This window comes from Roseburia sp. AM16-25 (assembly GCF_003473825.1).
GTDB classification, from domain to species: domain Bacteria; phylum Bacillota; class Clostridia; order Lachnospirales; family Lachnospiraceae; genus Pararoseburia; species Pararoseburia lenta.
Genome location: NZ_QUCW01000003.1, coordinates 507,648 through 533,003, shown reverse-complemented (window position 1 = coordinate 533,003; position 25,356 = coordinate 507,648). Strand labels below are relative to the sequence as shown.

21 protein-coding genes and 1 tRNA gene are annotated in these 25,356 nt (G+C 43.2%); 5 read left to right on the top strand and 17 right to left on the bottom strand.

Going from position 1 to position 25,356, the window contains the following annotated elements:
- Positions 1–10: 10 nt before the first annotated feature.
- The 15 genes from mtnA to thyA form a co-directional block, all read right to left on the bottom strand.
- Positions 11–1,090, bottom strand: a complete 1,080-nt coding sequence (gene mtnA, locus DW183_RS09635; RefSeq protein WP_118281783.1) for an S-methyl-5-thioribose-1-phosphate isomerase — start codon at positions 1,088–1,090, stop codon at positions 11–13.
- A gap of 184 nt (positions 1,091–1,274) precedes the next feature.
- A complete protein-coding gene (locus DW183_RS09630) occupies positions 1,275–2,318 on the bottom strand; it encodes an electron transfer flavoprotein subunit alpha/FixB family protein (RefSeq protein ID WP_118281782.1) in 1,044 nt (347 codons plus the stop codon).
- Between the two features lie 24 nt (positions 2,319–2,342).
- Positions 2,343–3,125, bottom strand: a complete 783-nt coding sequence (locus DW183_RS09625; protein ID WP_118281781.1) for an electron transfer flavoprotein subunit beta/FixA family protein — start codon at positions 3,123–3,125, stop codon at positions 2,343–2,345.
- Between the two features lie 20 nt (positions 3,126–3,145).
- Positions 3,146–4,300 carry an acyl-CoA dehydrogenase gene (locus tag DW183_RS09620; protein WP_118281887.1) on the bottom strand — a complete coding sequence of 385 codons (1,155 nt, stop codon included), beginning with the start codon at positions 4,298–4,300 and terminating at the stop codon, positions 3,146–3,148.
- Positions 4,301–4,380: 80 nt separating this feature from the next.
- Positions 4,381–5,253 carry a 3-hydroxyacyl-CoA dehydrogenase family protein gene (locus DW183_RS09615; protein ID WP_118281780.1) on the bottom strand — a complete coding sequence of 291 codons (873 nt, stop codon included), beginning with the start codon at positions 5,251–5,253 and terminating at the stop codon, positions 4,381–4,383.
- Positions 5,254–5,288: 35 nt separating this feature from the next.
- Positions 5,289–6,476, bottom strand: a complete 1,188-nt coding sequence (locus tag DW183_RS09610) for an acetyl-CoA C-acetyltransferase (RefSeq protein ID WP_118281779.1) — start codon at positions 6,474–6,476, stop codon at positions 5,289–5,291.
- 2,577 nt (positions 6,477–9,053) lie between these two features.
- Complete coding sequence (gene csn2 / locus DW183_RS09605) at positions 9,054–9,722, bottom strand: type II-A CRISPR-associated protein Csn2 (protein ID WP_118281778.1); 669 nt, start codon at positions 9,720–9,722, stop codon at positions 9,054–9,056.
- Positions 9,719–10,018, bottom strand: coding sequence for a CRISPR-associated endonuclease Cas2 (gene cas2 / locus DW183_RS09600; RefSeq protein ID WP_243069561.1), 300 nt, complete (start codon positions 10,016–10,018; stop codon positions 9,719–9,721). Before cas2 ends, csn2 begins: the two co-directional genes overlap by 4 nt.
- 45 nt (positions 10,019–10,063) lie before the next feature.
- Positions 10,064–10,936: a type II CRISPR-associated endonuclease Cas1 gene (cas1, locus tag DW183_RS09595; protein ID WP_118281777.1), complete on the bottom strand. Its 873-nt coding sequence runs from the start codon at positions 10,934–10,936 to the stop codon at positions 10,064–10,066.
- Entirely contained in the window at positions 10,933–15,009 is a 4,077-nt protein-coding gene (cas9, locus tag DW183_RS09590) for a type II CRISPR RNA-guided endonuclease Cas9 (protein WP_158573065.1), read from the bottom strand. The genes cas1 and cas9 overlap by 4 nt, the downstream gene beginning before the upstream one ends.
- A 248-nt stretch (positions 15,010–15,257) precedes the next feature.
- On the bottom strand, positions 15,258–16,559 hold the full coding sequence (locus DW183_RS09585; protein WP_158573064.1) for a cell wall hydrolase: 1,302 nt from the start codon (positions 16,557–16,559) through the stop codon (positions 15,258–15,260).
- A gap of 14 nt (positions 16,560–16,573) precedes the next feature.
- A complete protein-coding gene (ilvN, locus tag DW183_RS09580; RefSeq protein WP_118281885.1) occupies positions 16,574–17,089 on the bottom strand; it encodes an acetolactate synthase small subunit in 516 nt (171 codons plus the stop codon).
- An 18-nt stretch (positions 17,090–17,107) separates the two neighbouring features.
- Positions 17,108–18,829 carry a biosynthetic-type acetolactate synthase large subunit gene (gene ilvB, locus DW183_RS09575; RefSeq protein WP_118281774.1) on the bottom strand — a complete coding sequence of 574 codons (1,722 nt, stop codon included), beginning with the start codon at positions 18,827–18,829 and terminating at the stop codon, positions 17,108–17,110.
- 7 nt (positions 18,830–18,836) lie between these two features.
- Entirely contained in the window at positions 18,837–19,325 is a 489-nt protein-coding gene (locus DW183_RS09570; RefSeq protein WP_118281773.1) for a dihydrofolate reductase, read from the bottom strand.
- 11 nt (positions 19,326–19,336) lie between these two features.
- The gene (thyA, locus tag DW183_RS09565; RefSeq protein ID WP_118281772.1) at positions 19,337–20,185 is read right to left on the bottom strand and encodes a thymidylate synthase; all 849 of its coding nucleotides are present in this window, start codon (positions 20,183–20,185) and stop codon (positions 19,337–19,339) included.
- 175 nt (positions 20,186–20,360) lie between these two features.
- Between thyA and DW183_RS09560 the strand changes: the two genes are divergently transcribed.
- The 4 genes from DW183_RS09560 (at position 20,361) to DW183_RS09545 (ending at position 24,019) form a co-directional block, all read left to right on the top strand.
- Positions 20,361–20,603, top strand: a complete 243-nt coding sequence (locus DW183_RS09560; protein WP_118281771.1) for a hypothetical protein — start codon at positions 20,361–20,363, stop codon at positions 20,601–20,603.
- Between the two features lie 168 nt (positions 20,604–20,771).
- Positions 20,772–21,158: a GntR family transcriptional regulator gene (locus tag DW183_RS09555; RefSeq protein ID WP_118281770.1), complete on the top strand. Its 387-nt coding sequence runs from the start codon at positions 20,772–20,774 to the stop codon at positions 21,156–21,158.
- Complete coding sequence (locus tag DW183_RS09550; protein WP_118281769.1) at positions 21,142–22,041, top strand: ABC transporter ATP-binding protein; 900 nt, start codon at positions 21,142–21,144, stop codon at positions 22,039–22,041. The genes DW183_RS09555 and DW183_RS09550 overlap by 17 nt, the downstream gene beginning before the upstream one ends.
- Positions 22,016–24,019: a hypothetical protein gene (locus DW183_RS09545; protein WP_118281768.1), complete on the top strand. Its 2,004-nt coding sequence runs from the start codon at positions 22,016–22,018 to the stop codon at positions 24,017–24,019. Before DW183_RS09550 ends, DW183_RS09545 begins: the two co-directional genes overlap by 26 nt.
- Before the next feature lie 132 nt (positions 24,020–24,151).
- Here the strand turns inward: DW183_RS09545 and DW183_RS09540 are convergent.
- Positions 24,152–24,224, bottom strand: a tRNA-Gly gene (locus tag DW183_RS09540).
- A gap of 137 nt (positions 24,225–24,361) precedes the next feature.
- On the opposite strand from DW183_RS09540, the gene DW183_RS09535 reads away from it, so the two are divergent.
- Positions 24,362–24,796 (top strand): FMN-binding protein, encoded by a 435-nt coding sequence (locus DW183_RS09535; RefSeq protein ID WP_118281767.1) that lies wholly within the window; start codon positions 24,362–24,364, stop codon positions 24,794–24,796.
- Here the strand turns inward: DW183_RS09535 and DW183_RS09530 are convergent.
- Positions 24,793–25,335, bottom strand: coding sequence for a histidine phosphatase family protein (locus tag DW183_RS09530; RefSeq protein WP_118281766.1), 543 nt, complete (start codon positions 25,333–25,335; stop codon positions 24,793–24,795). The two genes, DW183_RS09535 and DW183_RS09530, sit on opposite strands and share 4 nt — an antisense overlap.
- Between the last annotated feature and the right edge of the window lie 21 nt (positions 25,336–25,356).

The following is a 25,356-nucleotide window of genomic DNA, read 5'->3' as shown; positions in this document are numbered from 1 at the left end:
TTCCTCCCTTTTATGCGTGTTTACGCTTATGATCCATAATTGTTTTTAAAGACTCTGTATACGGAGCTCTTGCCACCCCATATTCTGTCACAATGCCTGCAATTAATTCGTGGTCTGTCACATCAAATGCCGGATTAAAGACTTTGACACCTTCCGGCGCCATGCGCTTTTCATACCACATCTGTGTTACTTCCTCCGGCTTTCTTTCCTCGATCACAATGTCATCCCCGGTCGGTGTTGCCATGTCGATCGTAGACGTCGGTGCACAGATATAAACCGGAACACCATAGAGTTTTGCCACTGCGGCTACGACCGAAGTACCGATCTTATTGGCGGTATCGCCATTGGCTGCCACACGGTCACATCCGACAAAGACGGCATTGACCCAGCCGTTTTTCATGACCATGGCTGACATATTATCGCAGATCAGGGTCGTATCCACGCCGGATTCCTGCAATTCAAATGCGGTCAGACGCGCTCCCTGTAAGAGAGGTCTTGTCTCATCACAAAAGACACGCAGATGATAATCGTGTTCCTCTGCCAGATAGATCGGTGCTGTCGCCGTACCAAAACGGACGGTTGCAAGTTTGCCTGCATTGCAATGGGTCAAAACACCATCGCCGGGCTTCAGCAGTTCCATGCCATATTCACCGATCTTGTGACATACGGCAATGTCCTCGTCACGAATGACCATTGCCTCCTGATGCAATGCCTCAACGATGGCAGGAATATCCTCATTTGCATGGGCTGTCACCACACCTTCCATACGCTTTAGTGCCCAGGATAGATTGACTGCTGTCGGTCTGGATGAATCAAGATATTCCTTGTCCCGACAAAATGCAGCATAAAATGCATCATAGTCATCCACCTCATAACGCGACGCTAAGACATACATACCAATGGCTGCTGCAACACCGATCGCCGGTGCCCCTCTGACCTGTAAAAGATAAATAGCATCCCAGATCTCCTTTGCCTTTGTCAGCGAAAGCATCTGGATCTGCCCCGGCAACTTGGTCTGATCAATGATCACGAGAGCCTTGTTTGCCTCATCCAATGAGACTGTATCGATTTCTGTAATTTTACCACCCATCTCATTTATCCCCCTATTATTATCAACACCTATATTGTACTGAATTTACCCGAAATATACAAATGTGTTCCTCGGAAAGTGCAAAGCCGGGTAAGTGTGCACGGGCACCTTCTCCGACGCAAAAACGAGCCGATCGCATGATCGACTCGTCTTTTGAAAATAAGAAATGATGGGAAAGCAATTATTATGCTAACTCAGCCTTTAAAGCCTCTGTCAGCGCTGGTACGATCTTCTTGAGATCACCGACAATACCATAGTCAGCAACATCAAAGATCGGTGCATCTGCATCCTTATTGATCGCAATAATGATGTCAGATTCTTCCATGCCGGCAACATGCTGGATTGCTCCGGAAATACCGATTGCGAAATATACATTCGGACGAACTGTCTTTCCTGTCTGTCCTACCTGATAATCCTGTGCCAACCAGCCATTTTCAACAACAGCACGTGAGCAGGATACCATACCACCAAGAACATCTGCCAGATCCTTTAACATCTGGAAGTTCTCAGCACTGCCAACACCACGTCCGCCGGATACTAAGATCTTGGCATCCATGATATTTTCAACGGTTCCAACTGCCTTTACGATATCCTGGATCTCAACATACTTGTTGTTCTTGGTAAATCCAGGGTTGTAATTGATAACTTCTGCCTTTGCACCCTTGATCGGCTCGATCTTCTGCATAACACCAGGACGAACGGTTGCCATCTGTGGACGATTGTCCGGGCAGGCGATCGTTGCGATCGTATTTCCACCAAATGCAGGTCTTGTCATAAGTAACTGACCATGCTTTTGTGTATCCTCTTTTCCTTCCGGAACAGAAAGTGGGAAGTCACCGATCTCAAGCATGGTACAGTCTGCGGTAAGACCTGTCTTTACTCTTGCTGAAACGGTAGGTCCCAGATCACGTCCGATGGCAGTTGCTCCAACCAACATGATCTCCGGCTTATACTCATTGATAACAGAAGCAAGTGCATGTGCATATGGTTCTGTTCTGTATGTTTCAAGTTCCGGATCATCTACAACGATTACCTTGTCTGCACCATACTCAGCCAAAGAATCAACGAGATTTCCTACATTGTGTCCCAAAAGAACTGCCGTTACGTCTGTTCCAAGATCAGCAGCCAGTTCTTTTGCCTTTCCGATCAATTCAAAGGCAATGGAACTAATTTCATTATCTACCTGTTGTGCGTAAATAAATACGCCCTTATATTCTTCTAATGCCATTTTATTCACCGTTTTCCTTCCAAATTAGATTACATGTTTCTCTTTTAATTTGTCCATGATATAAGATACGGATTCAGATGGATCTAATGTAACTTTCTCACCTGCGCCCTTGCGTACCTTGTCAGATGCCTTAGCGATCTTGGTAGGTGATCCCTTTAATCCAAGGTCAGAATCATCAACATCCTTTAAGTCTGCACGTCCCCATACGGTAACTTCTTTGTCATAGGCATCGAAGATTCCGCCAGGAGTCATATATCTTGGTGTATTTAATTCAGAAAGAGCGGTTACCAGACATGGCATCTGTGCCTTTAAGATATGGTATCTGTCTTCATACTGACGCTTAACAATAACAGAGTCTCCTTCTACCTTGATATCTTCTGCATAGGAGATAACCGGGATTCCCAAGTGCTCTGCAATCTGTGGTCCAACCTGTGCAGTATCACCATCGATTGCCTGACGACCTGTGATGATAAGATCATAGTCAATGTTTCTCAGTGCACCGGCAATGGTTGTAGATGTAGCCCATGTATCGGCTCCACCAAGTACTCTGTCTGTAACAAGGATCGCATTGTCTGCTCCCATAGCCAATGCCTCACGAAGTACGTCATCTGCCTTTGGAAGACCCATGGTAAGAACGGTAACTTCTGCACCGATCTCGTCTTTGATTCGAAGTGCTGCCTCTAAGCCGGCTTTGTCATCCGGGTTCATAATGGCAAGCATTGCTGCTCTATCAAGTGTTCCGTCCGGGTTGAACTTTACGCCGCCCTTTGTATCAGGAACCTGTTTAATACATACTACGATTTTCATGTATTCATTTCCTCCTATTTCTATTTCAGTAATGCACCAGAGATAACCATACGCTGAACTTCTGAAGTTCCTTCATAGATCTCAGTGATCTTGGCATCTCTCATCATACGCTCTACATCATATTCACGGATATAACCATATCCACCAAAGAGTTGAACAACCTCGGTTGTAACAGCCATTGCTGTTTCAGCAGCAAAAAGTTTTGCCTTTGCAGCCTCTACAGAGTAAACCTTCTGGTTTGCCTTTGCCATAGCGGCTCTGTAAACCAAAAACTGTGCAGCCTCAACACGGGTAGCCATATCAGCCAGTTTGAACTGTGTATTCTGCTGCTGGGCGATAGAACGACCAAACTGCTTTCTTTCCTTTGTATAAGCGATCGCACGATCCAATGCGCCCTCTGCAATACCAAGAGCCTGTGCGGCGATACCGATACGTCCGCCATCCAGAGTATGCATAGCGATCGGGAAGCCCTTGCCTTCCGGTCCAAGTAATGCGTCCTTTGGAATTCTGCAATCTTCAAAGATCAATTCATATGTAGATGAACCGCGGATACCCATCTTCTTTTCCTTTGTTCCGAAGGAGAATCCAGGTGCTCCCTTTTCTACGATAAATGCAGAGAAGTTCTTTTTCTTTCTGCCTCTCTTGTCTTCTGTCACACTTGTGATAGCGATAACAATGTAAACGTCTGCGACTTTACCATTTGTGATAAAGCACTTAGATCCGTTTAATACCCACTCATCGCCATCAAGAACAGCCTTTGTCTGTGCCCCTTGTGCATCTGTACCGGCACCCGGCTCTGTAAGAGCAAATGCACCAAGTTTCTCACCGGTTGCCAAAGGCTTTACATATTTCTGCTTCTGTTCTTCGGTTCCGTATGTCATGATCGGGTCGATACAAAGTGATGTATGTGCAGAAACGATAACACCTGTGGTTGCACATACCTTTGACAATTCCTCTACACACATAACATAGGTCAAAGGATCACATCCCTGTCCGCCGTATTCCTTTGGTACCGGGATTCCCATAAATCCACTCTTTGCCATCTTTGCAACAGTTTCAGCAGGGAACTGCTCTGTCTCGTCAACTTCCTGTGCAAGAGGCTTTACTTCTGTCTCAGCGAACTCTTTAAATAAAGTACGCGCCATTTCATGTTTCTTATCTAAACCGAAATCCATGATCTTCATTCCTCCGTCTTTCATAAATAATATTCGATGATGTGCCCCGCCTGCATAGACGGGGCTTTGAAATCCTAATCTTACTGTGCGTCTACCGGTGTCTTGGTACGGTCTGCATTGTAAACATAGAAGCCTTTACCACTCTTTACACCTAAGTTTCCACCACGAACCATCTTGCGGATGAGTGGGCATGCACGATACTTACTGTCGCCTGTTTCCTTATAAAGAACATCCATGATAGCAAGACAGATATCCAAACCAACGAAATCTCCCAACTCCAAAGGACCCATTGGATGATTTGCGCCAAGTTTCATAGCGGCATCAATACCTGCGATATCAGATACACCTTCCATCTTGATAAATGCTGCTTCGTTGATCATTGGGATCAGGATACGGTTTACAACGAATCCTGCTGCTTCATTTACCTGTACAGGTGTCTTACCGATTTCTTCAGAAATCTTCTTGATTGCATCTACTGACTCAACAGGAGTATTTACACCTGCGATAACTTCGATTAATTTCATACGATCAGCTGGGTTGAAGAAATGCATACCAATCAGTGGACGTGTAAGTCCGTTGCCAATCTCTGTAATAGAAAGGCTTGATGTGTTAGATGCGAAGATACACTCTGGCTTAGCAATCTTGTCAAGTTCTGCAAATGTTGTCTTCTTAACGTTCATATCTTCGAAAGCTGCCTCTACGATCAAATCGCAGTCTTTGCAAAGGTCTTCCTTTAATCCAGGAGTAATCTTAGCAACGATAGCATCAACAGCTTCCTGTGTCAATTTTCCTTTTTCTACTAAACGAGCATAGCCTTTTTCGATCTTAGCCTTTCCGCTTTCAGCCCATTCCTGCTTGATATCGCAAAGTGCGACTTCATATCCATCGACCTGGGCAAATGCCTTTGCAATGCCCTGTCCCATTGTTCCTGCTCCAATAACACCAACCTTCATGTTAGCACCTCCGTAAAATATACTTTTAAAAATTTTTATTCATATTTTTCAACGATTGTTGAGCAGCCCATGCCACCACCGATACAAAGTGTAGCAAGACCTCTCTTAGAATCTCTCTTTTGCATTTCATGTAATAGGGTAACAAGGATACGGCAGCCGGATGCTCCAACCGGATGTCCCAGTGCGATCGCACCACCGTTTACATTTACCTTGCTCATATCAAAGTTCAGATCTCTTGCAACTGCGATTGACTGTGCTGCAAATGCTTCGTTTGCTTCGATCAGATCCATATCATCAATGGTAAGTCCTGTCTTAGCAAGAACTTTCTTTGTAGAAGCAACAGGACCAACACCCATGATCTCCGGCGCAACACCGCCAAGTGCTCCTGCAACCCATGTAGCCATTGGTGTAACACCAAGTTCTTTTGCTTTTTCCTCGCTCATAACAACGATTGCTGCTGCACCATCGTTGATACCGGAAGCATTACCTGCTGTAACAAGTCCGCCTTCCTTACCTGAGCAGCAACGCAACTTAGAAAGTGATTCCGGTGTTGTACCAGGTCTTGGACCTTCATCCTTAACGAAATCAACCATTTCCTTCTTAACCTTAACCGGTACAGGAACGATCTCGTCATCAAACTTGCCCTCTGCGATAGCCTTTTCACATTTCTGCTGGCTGTTTGCTGAGAATGCATCAAGTTCTTCTCTTGTAATGCCATATTTATCACAAACGTTCTCTGCTGTGATCATCATATGATAATGATTGAATGCATCTGTCAAAGCATCATTTACCATAGTATCAATGATTGTTGCATTGTTCATACGATATCCGAAACGAGCCTTTGTCATAGCGTAAGGAGCCATTGACATATTCTCCATACCACCTGCTACAACGATATCAGCCTCTCCTGCCATGATCATGGTTGCTGCATCATTTACACATTTCAGACCGGATCCGCAAACAACGTTGATCGTGATTGCCGGAACCTCGATCGGAAGTCCTGCCTTGATCGCTGCCTGACGTGCTACGTTCTGCCCCTGTGCAGCCTGGATAACACATCCCATCTTAACTTCGTCTACCATCTCTGGTTTTACACCTGCACGATTTAATGCTTCCTTAATAACGATAGCACCAAGATCTGCTGCTGGTGTGTTGCTGAGTGCTCCCCCCATTTTTCCGATTGCAGTACGACATGCACCTGCTAAAACGACTTTCTTTCCCATGTTCTTTCTCCTTTTTATTTCTTATTTGCTGCTTCTCTTTTTTTACCATTCGTTATTTTTTTAACAAGCGAAAGTAAAAAAAAGAAAACAGCGTTTCCGCATGAACTTATAGTAGCACAAAATTATTCTTCATGCAAGCCAACTTTTTTACACTTGCGGCTTGCAAAATAAAATTGTCAGAATATTCACAAGTTTTTCGCCACATACTTTTTTGACCTGTTTCTTATCTTTGTTAAAAAATTATCAATATATGGGGGTTTGCCATTTTCATTTTCTATCTTAGCGTTGGAATTTCGCCTTATAATTGTGTCTTATTCAAACACAATTTGCGTAATTTTCGGAATTATTTTTCTTGCATCTATTACAAAAAAAGAGTTGGGATTTTACTATTTTGAGCAGGCGAACAGTCAAAACCTTATTTTAGGATTTTCGATAACATATCTTGTATTCAGAACAAATGTTTGATACGATAATTATAGGCTTTACAGCCTAAGGTGCTACTTCACTTGACGTGAAATGGCGGTTCGCTTTGCGCGGAGAGTATTACATAGCTCCGATTACATAGATTTATCTCTCTTTTTGAGGGAAATCTTACGAAAGGAGGTATGTGCTTATGCTGACCATCAGTGACTTAATCGCAGTGATTTCACTGTGTGCGACTTTTTACAGTCTGGGTTACGCTCATGGGAAGCGTGATTCCAAGGCACAAAAATAACCGCCCCAACCTGACAAGTTAAGCGGTTATTTTTACCCATTTTTCAGGCGAACCGTCATAGGTAGCACCTTTTCTATTATTATATTAACATCGCTTCTGCTCTATGTCAAACATCTATTCCACAGTTTATCGAAACTCTTATTTGTGCTAATACATCTGCCATTTTAGTTTGTTTCCCCTACGAATTTACACTGCTCTCAAACTAAGGTGTGGTTTTTCAACGGTCTTATCAAGTTTGTTTCCCCTACGAATTTACACTGCTCTCAAACGACACGTGGCAAGCGATTTTTCACGCGCGTGTTTGTTTTCCCTACGAATTTACACTGCTCTCAAACCGCGGCGCTGTCGTTCTCGATCTCTTTCAGTTTGTTTCCCCTACGAATTTACACTGCTCTCAAACGCAGGCAGATTATTTATTTTATTCGCTATCGTTTGTTTCCCCTACAAATTTACACTGCTCTCAAACGGAAGTAGAAGAGTCTTTTCTGACGAACAGGTTTGTTTCCCCTACGAATTTACACTGCTCTCAAACTAATCTCATTTCCTCCGGATGAAGATGTGGGTTTGTTTCCCCTACGAATTTACACTGCTCTCAAACTTGAATCCTGCATGAAGATTGTAGATGAATGTTTGTTTCCCCTACGAATTTACACTGCTCTCAAACTATAACTCCACCTTTGATAATTCTCTGCTGTTTGTTTCCCCTACGAATTTACACTGCTCTCAAACTGCTGAAATATAGATTCCCCATCTTGACATGTTTGTTTCCCCTACGAATTTACACTGCTCTCAAACAAGTGCATGACCTCACTCGTGTCAAATACAGTTTGTTTCCCCTACGAATTTACACTACTCTCAAACCGAAAGTGAGTTGTTAGAGTTTAACCCACTGTTTGTTTCCCCTACGAATTTACACTGCTCTCAAACGTTGGTCTTAACTGCTCCACTAGTGCTATCGTTTGTTTTCCCTACGAATTTACACTGCTCTCAAACCAAGTATTCGCCACGTAATACCATGTTGAGTTTGTTTCCCCTACGAATTTACACTGCTCTCAAACTTTCCCTCTACTGTGTGAATTGCCTTGATAGTTTGTTTCCCCTACGAATTTACACTGCTCTCAAACATGGCAATCGATTATATCACAGGATTAATCGTTTGTTTCCCCTACGAATTTACACTGCTCTCAAACTTCGCTCTGAAAATAAAGGGAGATTCCATGTTTGTTTCCCCTACGAATTTACACTGCTCTCAAACTGTTGCTCGACAACATGAACGTCAGAAAAGTTTGTTTCCCCTACGAATTTACACTGCTCTCAAACTACATTGCAGATTGCAAATGAGAAAGATGCGTTTGTTTCCCCTACGAATTTACACTGCTCTCAAACTCAAAGACAGACAATTCACAGACTGCATTCGTTTGTTTCCCCTACGAATTTACACTGCTCTCAAACGAACTTTATCCCGGCAGCCGGGGACAAGCCGTTTGTTTCCCCTACGAATTTACACTGCTCTCAAACTATATAATGTTTGGTGGCAGACGATTTTTTGTTTGTTTCCCCTACGAATTTACACTGCTCTCAAACGTTGAGCGGGATTTCCGTCGCATTTGCAAGTTTGTTTCCCCTACGAATTTACACTGCTCTCAAACCTTACGACGACTTTTCGTGTATAGGTCATAGTTTGTTTCCCCTACGAATTTACACTGCTCTCAAACTGCAATATCTTCTGTATTTTTTGCAATATCGTTTGTTTCCCCTACGAATTTACACTGCTCTCAAACCTCAAACCTCAAATTGCCCGAGAAAAATATCTGCGAAATATTTGTGTAACATCCCTAGTTTTTTTCGGAAACACTTTTATTTTAACATAAAATACATTGATCTGCATCCACTATAATTCTATGTTCTCGCTTTGAAATTGGATGTTCCATGGCATCTATGAATAAAACCGTATATCCACGATTTTGCACATCTTCAAAAAATTCTTCCATCTCTCCATCCGATAAATAACTTCTCAGATTGATCAGGAAAAACAACTTATTATGATCGTATATCTGCACCAGTTCAAAATAATCCAACAACTTTTCCCCCAGATTATCATAAACATTCTCCACTTCCACTCCTGCTGCCTTGATCAGGGATTCTATATTAACCTTTGAAAAACTTATATGGCCTGTCATCTCCGTGGATAATTCCAAAAGTAATTGCTCCCATTCTGCTACCAGGGTTGACATCTTCAAAAAATAATCTTCTCCTATTGCCCGTTGTTGCATCCGATTGACAATCTTTGTTATGAGTCCTTTTTGATTCATATCAAAAGGGATAAACTGTGATACCATTTCCGCATGTTTTGCCATTGGAAGAACTTTATCCTCATTCGATAAAACTATTTTCCCTTCTGCTCCTTGCGACTGGTCAGCCAAATCATTTAGAATATCACACCATACTTTTTGATTCTCAATCACGATTGTCTGGCAACACCCCGCTTCACACGTAACTGTGCTATCTATTTGTGGAATATATACTTTCATAACACAACCAGCCTTTCCTCTGTATCGATCACATCGCCTGTATACTCTCCGACTACATAATCCATCTTGACAAATTGCTTTTCTGTTACAACCAGCGTCTGTATGATTCCCTGTGACGGTTTATTCTTATGAATAAGCAACTTAATCGAATTTTCCATAGATGGGCTTGTCATCATTTTGCAATATACAGATTCTTGCAACATAATAAATCCATTTTTTATCAACAGTTTTCGAAACTGCCGATATTGCCGTTTGTCTTCCGTTGTAAGTGTCGGTAAATCAAAAAAGACTAACATCCTCATAAATCGAAACCCTGCCATTTTATCTCCCAAATGCTTTCGCTACAACATACCATAAAACTTTATAAGCGAAGCATCTCCATCATTAATTGCATCCAATATGCTTTTTGTATATATCTTAATAGCATTCATTACAAACTGACTCTGTCCATCAATACTCACTTTTTGATCCATGATGCGCCACATTTCATGTTTTTCTTCTGTATCAAATTCCACCGGCTGCATTTGATATACAAGCCGATCGACCAAAATACGAAATGGTTCCATCAGATCACTGGACAAATTAAAATGATTGAACATATTATTGTGAAATATTCCCAATTGTGTTAAATATCCATTCGCACTGATTTCCCGATTAAATGCCGAAAGAATCATGCTATAACCATAGTTTAGCGCAGCATTGATGGCTATATCGGCACTTCTGGTAAATTCCATTCCAAAAAGTGCATTAAAATACACCTTTGCAGCGTGTCCTTCACGATTCGTCGTATCCGCAAGTTCAATCTGTTCTGTATAACCGGATAGCATCCTTGCCTGCTCCAAACATCCTATTTCCAAGAGAAAATCTGCCTGTTTTCGTATTTTTTCACTTACAATATCTCGCCAGATACTATCTTTCACCGTCTGTTCCCACGCTATTTGTGAACGAATCTTGGCTGAACTGTCATGGCAACCATGATGAGGTATCAATTCCGCAATAGGATTTCGTTTTGAATCACAGAAGATTACTTTTATTTTCTTTTCCGTCAACGCCGCAATCAAGACACCTGTCATAGAAACTGCAGGATTCTCTATAAGAAGCACCGCTATTTCATCTAAAAGAACACGTTTTGTCTCCAATCCACGTACAACCAGATACCCCATCTTGTAATCTAATTTGGATTGACTTTCAATGACTACCACTCGCCAACTCATACATACTCCAAAATGTTATCCGAAACCACTTCCCACAATCCAGATGCCGATTGATCGATAATACGTACATCTGAATAATTCTTTTTCCAGTTTGACATCGTGCTACTAAAACTTACTGTCGCAGCACTATGCGCTTTTCCACCTATTTTTTCCAGATTACATCCCGCCGTCATTCTGCCAAACACCTGATGAATATTTAACAACACCTGACACTGTTCTATTACATTACATCCTATAAACCGTTCCCTCCCATCTATAAGAAGTTGTAATGGAGAGTTGATTCGTTTTTTGTAAATGGTATTTTGCAATTTATCTATATAGAGGTCATATAATTTCAAATTATCCTCTGCCTGCACTACATCATAGTCCACATCATAAGCGTATCGTGGGTTATTGGATACTTTTTCCGTTAACCTCTCTACTTTTTTCAGATAATACTTCCAATACTCATCCGATGAAAACTGCACAACCGGCTGTGCAATCAAACACTTACCTCCACTCGCATTTCCCGTGATACACACGCGGAATCCATCTAAAGACAATATGGTATTTACCTTCCATGGTCGCATTCCCATTGGGAAATCCACAATATCCACGGGCTTTCCCGTAATGCGCTGTAAACGATCTTTCGCATACTCTCTGGCAAATGTCGTGCCTTCCAGAAATCTCTTGCCATATAAAAGTTCCACCGACAATACCATTAAGGTCGACTTTTTTCCAGTCCTATACTGTACCGGAATAAAAAACATAACCCCCGCCTTATTGTAGCCACCATATTTTTCCGTTGGGAGTCCTGCCTTTAATGGTATCAAGTTTGCTCCCTTCTTTACTGGTTGCTGGTCGAATAATCCACCAGTCTTAAAACTTGCATACTTGGTAAAGTGAGCCGTATTCTTCTTTGCTGTTTTAAGTACTCGCGGTAACATTTCTTCCTTGTTCCAAACAATTTGATCCTGACATTTAACAGTGTGTGTAAATAAGGTTTTCGTCTTAACACTATACCTGGACTCGACACGGAACCATTGACGCGAAAATCGCATATGATACACATTTCCTACCACCACGTTCAAATACGCATCCACCGCATGATGCAGATCGTTATATGTACGTGATTTATACAGATCAAACTCATGTCTAAACTCAGAAACCAGTCCTGCCTTAGAATAAACAATTATCGTCTGTGGAAATCTTTCCTTCAGCAATTCGGCTACTACTTTTGTGGACTGCGACGTTTCTGTCAACTGACGGTTGATAAATCCATACTTTTCGTCCTCTGTAAATGGAGTTGAGCGAATCAGTCGTTTGTATTTTTCATCTGAAATGGTTCCCAAATGATGCCAGTATGCCCATGTACTTTGCATTTGGTTGCGAATTTCTGCTTTGATCGGATAAACATCTTGTTTTGCACCATTTTCCTCTGACAACACTAATACCTTATTATTGATAATGCTGTCATCCTTAACATATGCCTGTGGATATATATGATCGATATCGTATTCTTTGGAACCTGCCATTAAACGCTCAATCGAGATAGGAGTTCCGCTATATGCCGATTTCCCGAATTGCATAAAATATAAAAACAACCGATCACTTTGCAAACGATTATCCACGTATTCGCCCATGGTCTCTAACTGATGTTTCAAATCGCGAACATCCTCTTCCCGGCACTTTGCATAATAATCCAGAATCTGCTGATAACGTGATTTTGTCCGTCTTCCTTTTTGCTCTGGTAATCCTCCTCTCGCCATCTCAACAAAGATTTTTTCAGGTGTTCCAAATGCTTTTTCAATATCTTTTACGATATCTAGGGTACGATATATTGGTCTTCTAACTGCATTTGATACATACATTTCATCTAAACGTTCTTCTAATGTCTGCTTTCTTCCCGTATAATACTCTTTTCTGCATGCATCAATTGTCTCTACAAAAGTATATCGTTCTGATAACAATTCCATCAGATTATCATTGGTTTCCCACATCATGTTGATAATGGTCGCTATCTCTCCTGTTGCTTTGCAAACCCCTTCCATGCCAGTTAGGAATTTGCGTGATAGTCTTCCAAAATCTTTGGTTTTTATTTTGCAAATATATGTGACATCTTCATCTGACAAATCCGGATAATTCTTTCGTAACCACTTTCCTACACGACCTTTATCTTCTGCATACGAAGATCTCTCAATAATCCGCTCCACTTCCTGTTCACTCAGTATCTTCTTATCCAACAATCGCTTGAAAGAAAGATAGGAAGATAATGATGATTTGATCGTCACATCAATTCCGCTCAGACTCTCTCTGTGATTTTTATCTAAATATCCATTACTGATCAAATAATCCTCAATCTGCTTTTTCTTTACACGCTTATATTTTAAGAAAAGACATGTATATAGTCCCTGCTTGGCTTCTACCGGTATCTTTCTACCATCTATTTTTAGATTATTTATCTCATTCAAAACCATGAACTTCTGATAGCATAAAGAATCCTTCGGCAAAACTGCTTCTCCTGGAAGATATGTACATTGATTTGTCATCTTTTTTATGAATGCTTCTTCGCTCGCATCATCATCGATCATGCTCTGAAAATTCCAAGGCAAAATTTTTCCTGCTTTGCGCTGAATCCATGCAAAATCAGAATTTGTATTCAGTGGTCCAACATAATATGGGATTTTAAACTTAAATACACTTAATATCTTATCCTTATTTGAAATTCCATCTTCATTCTGTTTTAAAAATGGTAAATACTCGCTTGCATTGTCCAGAATTTTCTTTAATTCATATTCATACAACTGATGCGGAATCACACGATTATCCGTATTTTTTTGTTTTGGCAAAAACTGTCGTAACACCAGCCGTTCGCACATCTCCTGATATACGGCTTCATCCTCTTCATCTGGCTGAATTTTCCCTACTATTTTTTCAAGAAACTTCGAGAAAGTTTCAACATCCGCCTTGCTTTTGACCTGGTCTGCTATATCTCGGTTGACATGATAGGAATAGGCCACATAGTTGTCATTTCGTGCTTCACGAAAAACCATATCATATTTTGTTGGACAATACTTACGTATAAAGTATTTTAATGTCTTAAGATCCGCTTTATGCTGCTCATATATTTTCACTTTTGCCTCCGAAATCGTTGTAATTCCGGATTCCGCATCTAAAACTTCTGCCAGCACACTCCAATCATGTAAATTGCGTAATACAGAAATCAGTTCATAATCATCTCCGATATTGACCATGATCTCCGCCATTTTATTATCATCCATCTCAAGTGAAAGAGAGCCAAAGGCTTCATACTCATCTTTTCCATATAAATCCTGTAATTTACAAGTTCCTCCAGCCAGTAAACGAATAATATGATATTCACTGTATGGAAAAGTTTCGCTTACATTCTTATTTGGCTTTCTATCATCCAATATAGTTGCCGCTAGAAGATTTTGTTTTTCTGTCACTCTCACATGCTCTTTTAAAATCGCACCAATAGCCTGCGCATCTGATGACCACGGATTTTCAAAACCATTTTCTATAAAAAATCCCAGGAAATTCTGATATACTTCCTGAATATCCAGCAATGAATCCATATGTTCCACACTGATCTGATTCAAAAAATGTCCTCTGTGCGCAACTAACCATGCACATGCTAAATATACCAGCCTCACATCATGTTTCTTTTTATCATGCATTAAATCCGAAATAAGATGATGAATTGTCGGATATTCTCCCATATATTGAACGTCTGTATATTCCTTATCATTAAAGAAAATATACCTGTCTGCTGTATCTTCACGCCATAAATAACTCTCTGATAAACGTATAAAAAAGCGCGGATCAATCTTTGCAATCTCATCTGCAAAGATTTCCTGCAAAAGTTGCACGCGCTGTTGTCTTCGATCCAGTCTGCGTCGCGCAGAGCGAAAATTTCTACGCTCATCACAAAGGGCAGCCGCACTAAATACATGACTGCCCCAAGCATCCTCCCCATGGAACTTTAATAAGCGATACTCTGTGTCTGTCACAGCATAGCCCACAGAATCCGTTCCAATGTCCAATCCTAAATAGTACTTTTTCTCATTTTTCATTTGACATTCCTCCATCTTTGCGCTACCATACAAATGTAAATTGTAGTTCCCCTACGAATTTACACTGCGAGTTCAAATAAAAATTTATTCAATTCACTGGTTTTTCCAGCAGCACAGGGTGTGCTTAAAGGCTTCATATAGAAGTCTTTTTTTATTATAAACACTAATCAAAATTTAATAAATCATTTTCTCTTTCTTATAGCACAAAAACGCGGACACCTTCCCTCAGAAAAGTATCCACGTTTTTTCTAATTTGCTCCCCAATTTCTAAAGAACGCATGATTTCCAATCATAGTATATCCCGTGATGCCGTAATAATCAGCCCACTTCTTGGTCATGAAAAAGAGCCAGTCGCCCGACCGGTAGCCATTCAAAACCTGTCTGGCGGCATTGGTGCAGGATTCATTCGGTCCACGCTCCAGGATCAGGGCTAGATGCCCGTCTCGTACCGGCTGGAACTGGTTGGTCTGATAAATGACCCCCGATAAGGTATTCGGGAACAGGGAACTCTTGACTCGGTTCATAATAACGGTTCCGACTGCCAACTGTCCTGCATAGGACTCGCCTCCGGCTTCTGCCTGGATGATCGCAGCCATCAGTTTCAAGTCAGCATCCGAATAAGAGATCGAGCCACCGGTATTTTCCGTAGGAATCTGCGGTGTATTGCCCGCATCTCCTGCATTACCTGCATCGGATCCATCACTGCCGTCTCCACCTGTATCTCCCCCTTGCTGCTGTTGTTGCTGTTGCTGCTGCAGGATCTGCTGTGCCAGGGCTGCCTGCGCTGCTGCTGCCTCTCCCTCTAATGCTGTCTCATTGTCCCGGAACTCTTGGATCTTGGCATTGTATTCTTCCACGGACATCTGTGCCGCTGATACTTCCCCCTTCTTGGCACTGTAGGCATTGCCGGCATCATTGACCAGATCGTCAAGTTCATCCTGCTTTGCAGAAAGCGTATCATTATAGGCAGAAAGTTCTGTCTTTTTATCACTAAGTGCTGCCGACTTTTCCTTGATGGTCTCCTGCAACTTTGCATAGGAGTTCATCATCTTTCGGTCATAGGAAGTGATAGAGGACACATACTCGGCTCTCTGCAAAAATTCTACCATGGAGCCACTCTCCAGAAGGGTGGTCAAAAGCGACTGGGATCCGTTCTCATACATGTATTGGATACGGGTCTTCATCCCCTCATACTGTTCAGCCTCTGCCGCCTCTGCCTCAGCCAGTTCCTTTTCCAACTGACTAATGCTGGCATTGGCAGATTCGATCGCATTTTGCGTATCCGTGATCTCCTGGTTGACGCTCTGCAAACGCTTGTTATATGAGTTATAGGTCGCGCCAAGATCATCTGCCTCGTCCTGAAGATCGTCAACAACTTTCTGTGCATCGTTCTTCTGGCTCTCTGCCTCGTCCTTTTTCTTTTTGTTTTCTAATTGTTCCTGTCTGATCTCCTCCAGAGACTTAGCGTAGACATTGCCTATGCCCCCTGCGCTCCACATCACGCAAAAACACAAGAAAAGAACCAGACACTTTTTCCAAAGTTTTTTCATATCAAACCTCATCTTTATCGGCAGGATGTAGAGATTGCCTCGATCGCAACCGCACCGCCCCGCACGATCTCAACCTTGCTCTTGAACTGCTTTTTCAAAAGTGTGATCAGATCGTCATTTCTGTGGTCTGTCAGCGTACATTCCAAAAGTACACTGTCCTCGCCGATGTCCGCCACTTTAACATTGCCATTGTTGACGTTGAAGACCTGCGCGATCCGAAAGACTTCTTCCTTGCCCTCATTGTCAAGCCCCTTGACCTTGGCATAAAGGATCTCTTTCATGTGCAAAGGCACATGCGTCAGGTCGATCACCTTGATGACTTCCACCATGCAGTTTAACTGCTTTTTGATCTGTTCAAAGGTGATGTCATCACTGGTAACACAGATAGTCATGCGCGAGACATCTTCATGCTCGGTCGTGCCAACGGTAAGACTTTGTAAGTTATAGCACTTTGCAGAAAAAAGACCGGACACCTTCGCCAGAACGCCCACCTGATTTTCTACATAGAGTGCAATCCATCGATTTTTCATTCCCATATCTGACACCTCCTACTTCAAAATCATTTCGCTCATAGGATTACCGCTCTTTACCATAGGAAGAACAATCTCCTCTGTTGCAATCATAAACTCTATCACCGTAGGTGCATCTGTCCGCTCTTTTGCCTCAGCCAGCGCCGCTTTTGCCTCCTCCAAAGAAGTCACGCGCTGTCCATGCGCCCCATAACTCTCAGCCCATTTCACAAAATCCGGGACATATGGCGGGCACGCTTCATTCGGTCCCTTGCAACCGTCCGGACATCCGATCTGTCGGCGCAGACAGGTGATCTCATAACGCTTGCCATAGAACAACTGCTGCATCTGGCGCACCATGCCCAGATAATTATTATTCAAAATACAGATGGTCAGTGGCACTTTTTCGCAAATAGCGGTCGCCATTTCCTGCATGTTCATCTGCATGCCGCCGTCTCCCGTAATACAGACAACATCCTTGTCCGGTGCTCCGATCTTGGCGCCCACTGCTGCCGGGAAACCAAACCCCATCGTTCCGAGACCACCGGAAGTGATCATCTGCTTGCCTCTCGGCATGGTAATATACTGCGTTGCCCACATCTGGTGCTGTCCGACATCCGTCACGACAATTCCCTGTGGGAAAGTATCGTTGATGGCTTCCATGATCATCTGTGGCGAAAGTCCATGGTCTCGTCGCATTTCCAGCGGATTTTCTTCCTGCCACATGCCAATCTTTGCCAGCCACTTGTCCGTATTCTTGGCTTCTGCCCATTCCACCAGACGTTCCAGCGCGATCTTGGCATCCGAAACGACCGGCACATCCACAACGACATTTCGTGAAATAGAAGATGCATCAATATCCAGATGTACGATCTTTGCCTTTGGTGCAAATTCGTTCAGATCGCCCGTGATCCTGTCGTTGAATCTTGTGCCAACCGAGAAGAGAACATCGCATTCGCTGACCGCCATATTTGCGGCATATCTGCCATGCATACCGCTGTTCCCCACATATAGAGGATGGTCTGTTGGGATGGCTCCCTTGCCCATAACGGTCGTGACAACCGGTATATGCATCTTTTCCGCAAAGGTCGTCAAAAGTTCCTGTGCCCCTGAGATATTAACACCGCCGCCTGCTAAAAGCAAAGGCTGCTTGGCTGATTTCAAGATCTTGTATGCCTTTTTCAACTGCCCGATATGTACGGTCTCATTTGGCTTGTAGCCGCGGATATCCACATGATCCGGATATCCTGCCGGTCCGTTCTGGGTCTGGATATCCTTTGGGATATCGATCAATACCGGACCCGGCTTGCCGGAACTTGCGATCTGAAATGCCATCTTTATGATCTTGCCCAGATCCTTGCGGTCACGCACGGTCACACCATATTTTACAATGCTTCTCGTCATACCAACGATATCAACTTCCTGAAAGGCATCGTTTCCGATCAGGCTCTGCGGCACCTGACCGGTAAAGATGACAAGCGGAATACTGTCGTAATGTGCATCTGCGATACCGGTAATCGTATTGGTTGCCCCCGGTCCACTGGTCACCAGACATACACCGACGCGTCCTGTTGCTCTAGCGTATCCTTCTGCCTCATGGATCAGCGCCTGCTCATGGCGAGGCAAAACAACATGGATTGAATCCTGCTTGTACAACTCATCCACAATATCGGTTACCATTCCGCCCGGATAAGCAAAAATAGTATCTACGCCTTCTTCCTGTAATGCTTTTACAAATAATTTTCTTCCCGTGATGTCCATATTATGATCAACCTCTCTTATATATCTGATAGGTGTAGATTACATCAAAGTAAGTCTGCTCCTCGCTCTCCTCAGTCATCGACCATGCCGGATCTTTTTCCAGATTTGGCAAATGTGCGTCGGCTTCATAGGCATAATCGATTTTTGTGATATAGGCTGTATCGCAAAGATCCAGCATCTGCCGGTAAATACTGTCTCCACCGATCACATAAATATCCTCGGAATTATATTTTTGCAATTCTTCCTGCAATTCGTCCATGGAATGTACGATCACAGCTCCTTTGACCTCATAATTTGGATTTGCCGTCAATACAATATTGATGCGGTCTTTGAGGGGTGCCTGATTTGGAAAACTCTCTAAAGTCTTTCGTCCCATGACAACGACATTTCCTGTTGTCATCTGACGGAAACGCTTCATATCCTGCGGGATACGGATCAAAAGTTCATTGTTCTTGCCAATAGCCCAATTATTGTCTGCTGATGCGATGATGTTCATATATCTACTCCTTATACTGCAATCGGTATGTTCTTAATCTGTGGTCCGGTAACATAATCATCTAAACGGATGTCATCCTCGGTAAAGGCATAAAAATCCTTGATCTCCGGATTCAGCCAGAACTTTGGTGCCGGATGCTGCTCTCTGGTAATCAGTTCCTGCACGAGTGGAATATGTCTGTCATAAATATGTGCATCTGCGATCACATGTACAAGTTCTCCCACTTCCATATCACACACCTGTGCCAACATATGCATAAGCACAGCATACTGACATACATTCCAGTTGTTGGCTGCCAAAACATCCTGTGAACGCTGGTTTAAAATTGCATTTAAAACCAATTTGTCTGTTCCCGGTCTTGTCGTCACGTTAAATGTCATCGAATATGCACAAGGATATAAATGCATCTCTGACAGATCCTGATGTACATAAATATTTGTCATGATACGACGTGAAAAAGGATTGTTTTTCAGATCATAAATCACGCGGTCTACCTGATCCATCATACCTTCTTTATACTTATGCTTTACCCCCATCTGATAACCATAAGCCTTGCCGATCGAGCCTGTCTCATCTGCCCATTCATCCCAGACACTACTCTTGAGGTCATGAATATTGTTGGACTTTTTCTGCCAGATCCAGAGCATCTCATTGGTACAACTTTTGATGGCTGTTCTACGAAGTGTGATAGCCGGAAATTCCTTTGACAGATCATAGCGGTTCACGACACCAAACTTCTTGATCGTATAAGCGCTGGTGCCGTCCTCCCATTTCGGGCGCACCTTTTCTCCCTCCGTGCTGATGCCATTCGTTATGATATCATTGCACATATCTACAAAAATCTGATCTGCTAGACTCACTTGTCATTTCCTCCCATCTTTATGTCAAATCATATATCATTTCAATCAATGTATAGCAATGCCATATTATTATTTATTGTAGCGAATTTATCCCAGGAGCGCAACAAAAGAAGTTGCCTTTTGTCGCAAAAAGGATTATATTTATAGAAGAAATTAATCGAAGGAGTAAGACAGAATGAGCCAGGAAAAAGTTGACTTACGCAAAGAACAGAAACACAACCGTAAGAAGATCCTCAAAAAGCAAAAGATGGAACACATCCTTCTTGCTGTAGGCGGTATTGTTGTGGCAGTCGCTATCGTTGTATGGGCAGGATTTTCTGCACACACAAAATACGAGGAGAAAAAGGCTGAAACCCCTACTTATTACAGTGTAGATACCTCAGATCTGACAGAGTATCTTTCTTCTTTGCAAGACTAGTTCATATACATATTGATACAAGACATACAGGCACTTCACAAATTCATGTTGTGAAGTGTTTTTTTATGCATTTTTCACAGGCTATTGACATATCCTAGCAAAGCGTGTTATAAGTGTACTAGTACAACTAATACAGTTTCAGAAATGGTAAAGGTGGTGATTCCTTTTATGATTCAACTAAACTATCGGGACTCCAAGCCCATCTACGAACAGATCAAGGATGGCTTAAAGCGTCTCGTGATCACCGGAGCGATTGCTACCGATGAAAAACTTCCCTCCGTGCGCGAACTTGCAAGCCAGTTGGCGATCAATCCCAACACCATCGCCAAGGCGTTCCGTGAATTGGAACAGGAGGGTTACATCTACACGATCACAGGCCGTGGCAGTTTTGCTGCAGACAGAAAAGATATTTCAGCCGGGAGGAATGACGAATTGCTAAAAAAATTTGACGAGATCGTAAAAGAACTTCTCTTCTTAAGCGAAGACAAGGAGCAATTAAAAGAACGCATTGAAGTGCTGGCAAAAGGAGGTGGCAAAGATGATTCAGATCAATAATGTTTCCAAATCTTTCCATGGCACACAAGCCCTCGACCATTTGCAGATGCATGTACCTAAGGGTGCCATCTATGGTCTGGTCGGTCCCAACGGTGCCGGAAAGTCCACTATCATCCGTCATATCGTCGGTGCCTACCGCCCAGACGAAGGCGAGATCCTCATTGACGGTGAAAACATCCGGGAAAATGCGTCTATCAAAGAAAAAATTGCCTACATCCCAGATGAGATCTTTTATTTTGCACAGGCGACCACGCTTGATATGATGCATTACTACAAGGGCTTATATCCAAGTTTTGACGAGCAGTATTTTTATAAGATCTGCAAGTGTTTTCCTATGTTAAACCTCAAGAAACCTATCCGGTCTTTTTCCAAGGGTACCATCAAGCAGGTGGCATTTGTTCTGGCTCTGTCCATCCATCCTGCCCTGCTCGTTTTGGATGAACCGGTCGATGGCTTGGATCCGGTCATGCGCCGACAGATCTGGAGCCTGATCATGGGCGAAGTTGCTGATCGTGGAACGACCGTACTCGTCTCCTCACACAATCTGCGTGAGTTGGAAGACGTCTGCGATCACATCGGCATCCTAAGCCATGGCCATATCATATTGGAACGCTCTTTAGACAATTTACAGAGCAGTGTCACCAAAGTGCAGGTTGCCTTTGACGGCGATCTTCCACCGATCCCGGAGGGACTGCAGGTTTTACATTCCGTGACCAACGGGCGTGTTTCTACCCTGATCTTAAAAGGTCAGCCACGGGAGGCGCAGGAAAAAATGGCAGCCTTGCATCCACTGCTTTTAGATGTTCTTCCTCTGAGCCTGGAAGAAATCTTTATCTATGAAATGGAAGGAGAACATTATGAAGTCAAAAACATCCTTTTTTAACAAGACCATATACAAGAAAAATCTGACTCGCTTTGTGGCTTTTCCGCTTCTTTACTTTGCATTTCTTTTTATCAGTATGTCCTGCAATATGCTCGTAAACCGCCTGAATATGCAAAAGTCCCCGGACGCCTATATCCAGACCCTAAAAACACATCAGGATTTGTATGAAGGGGTGATGAACAGAAATGTACCAATCTTTGTTGCTATTTACATGATCTTAGTGACCTTGGCTGTCTTTTCCTATTTATACCAAAGACGGTCCTGCAACATGATGCATGCTTTCCCGGTCAACCGTAAGATCATGTTTTCAACCGGTATTGCTTCTATTTTGACGCTTACTCTCCTGCCGCAACTGGCAGTAACCCTGATCAATACCATCCTCTATCTTGTCTTTGGTGCCGGAAGTCTGGTATGGATTCCATGGTATTGGATGCTTTGCATGATTGCTTATGATCTATGCTTTTTAGGCATAGCCCTGTTTACCGCCATGATCAGTGGACAGTTAATTACAAATTTCATCTTCTACTGGATCTTCAATTTTATGTTTATGGCGGCTGAGGTCGTGATCCGCGTGCTTTTATCCTTCCTTTGTTTCGGTGTTTATTCTTCGGATATTTACCGGAACAAACTGCTCTGTATGACGCCGTCAGCCTATCTGCCGCATCATACCGGAATTTATATCAATGATGCCACCTACCGGATCTATCATATCCTGCCGGAGGCTCTGCCTACCCTGCTGGTCTATGCCTTAGTCGGCATTGGGCTTGCCGGACTCGCTTACCTGCTTTACCAGCATAAAGCCTTGGAAACCTGTGGTGATTTTATCGCAGTGCCATTTATGAAACCGGTATTTACACTGGGTATGACCTTTTTCGCCTCATTGTTGGCAACCGTCGGCATCGGTTATGCCTTAACCAATCTCCTTTCCGAGAATGAGACGGTATTTTTTATCAGCATCATGATCCTATGTCTCGGCATCGGTGTGATCCTTTATTTCATAATACAGATGCTGATCGACCGAACCAGACATGTATGGAAAAGGCGGTACATGAAATACTGCTGCATTTACACCGGCGTCATTTTCGCCTTCTTGCTCTGCGTGCGTTTTGATGTATTTGGTATCGAAAGGCAGGTTCCGACAGCATCCGATGTTTTTGAAGTAGACATGACGATGGGAGAAACCACCTATGCTCTTACAGATGCCGATGAGATTGCGGATTTCATTTCGATCCACAAAGAGATCATAAATGAAAAAGAAGAACTTTTAGATTATTCCAGACATTGCAGCGAGCCTTATGGATTTTTGGATATTTCCTACCATTTAAAAGACGGCAGTTCACTGAGCCGTTCTTACCGTCTGCCGGATTATGCCGGCAAGTCCGAAGCATATCAGAATACCTGTCAAAAACTCCTGTCACTCTTTAACGACAAGGATGCCATCTTGACCCATGGTATTTCAAAAAACTATGCAGAACTTCAGGCAGAGGATGTGACTTTTTATCCTTTTGACGCCCCGGACGATGGATCTGAAGAAAAGACTTACACGAATGCCCAGTTGCAAAATCTCTATGAGGCATTTGTGCAGGATATTAAGGAAGGCAACTACAAGATCACAGATCTGGACGCCAGCGCGCCATGCTACTCGGATTCCTTCGCTCTTGTCCTAAGATCCCCGGAACCGATCCTGTTGGACCGCACCAAGTATTCCTTCTACTACACCGGTCGTTCTTCCTTAAGTTTATTTACAAACTACGTTAGCGTCACCGGCGCCCTGTCTCCGGTATCCAAAATGGCGGTCGCTGAGGAGACCAAGGAAGCCGTTGCCGCAAATGGAGATATGACCGCACATTTATATATCCACCCGACACCGGACTGCACCCATACCCTGCAGGCGATGATCGACATGGGCATGATCACAAACACCGATGATCTGACCCTATCCACAGCAGGGGAAGTCTATATGTTTACTGATGAGTAAAATATAAGTTACCATAATATAAGAAAAACCATCTTCGCGACCGCACTAATCGGGGCGAGATGGTTTTTCTTTGTCTTAACAATCTCCTTATTACGCAAAAAAGGAACGAATCAAATTCGTTCCTCATACAAGAGCGACAGACGGGACTCGAACCCGCGACTTCCTCCTTGGCAAGGAGGTGCTCTACCAACTGAGCCACTGTCGCATTTATTATGTTGTGTCATCTCCGTGACGACAAAAATTATTATATATAACCCCCTATAGTTTGTCAACAAAAAAATAAGAATTTTTTTAACTTTTTTTCATATACTCTACTAGACACCGAAAACTGGGGGAATTATCGTGAGCAAGAAAACCAAAATCGTCGTATTTCATCTAAAAGAATTAATATATACTGCGGTATTTGCCGGTCTTGGCGTACTGCTTGTCATTCTCTTATGCTGGATGTTTTCCAGCCACGAGAAACCGGAGCCTGTGCAGGAAACCATCTACATGCCCGGCGTATATACTGCCGGATTTACCATGAACGACAGTGCCATCGAAGTCCAGGTCGTCGTCGATTCCAACCATATCAATGACATTTCCTTTGTCAATCTGGAGGAGTCCGTTGCAACCATGTACCCACTCATGCAGCCGGCGCTAAGTAACATCAGCCAGCAGATCTATGAGTCACAGTCTCTGGACAATATTACATACGAAGCCAACAACCAGTACACGACCGAGGTCCTTATGATGGCGATCGAGGATGCCCTCGACCATGCCAAAATAAAGCCTTAGTCAAAATCAAATCTTGTCAGGCTGCAATTTTTCACACCATATGAGGCATACTCCTCATTTGTCATATCGTGAAAATACGAACAGACCACGCGGGCAATGCCATTGTGAGCAACGAGCATATAGGTCTTATCCGCCTCTTTGCCCAATTCATCCAAAAGATTGTAAATGCGCTGGGCTAACTGCAGCATAGACTCCCCGCCCTCGTGGCGGCATACAAACTGCTTTTTTGCCTCAAAGAAGTCCGCAGCATTTCTTGGCGAAGTTCCTTCCCATTTGCCGAAATTCTGTTCCACCAGACGCGGTTCCATGCGCATAGGCACGCCTGTCATCTCCGAAATATGCCGCGCCGTCTCCGCAGCCCGGCTCAGCGGCGAATACAGGATCTCATCGATGGCAATTCCCGCTTTGGCGATCTTTTGCCCGGTCGCAATTGCCTGCGCATGCCCCAGGTCTGTCAAGGCTACATCCGTCTGCCCGCAGATACGGTCTGCAACATTCCATTCACTCTCTCCATGTCTCACAAAATAAATTGGATGCATTCTATGTCCTCCTGTGTATAA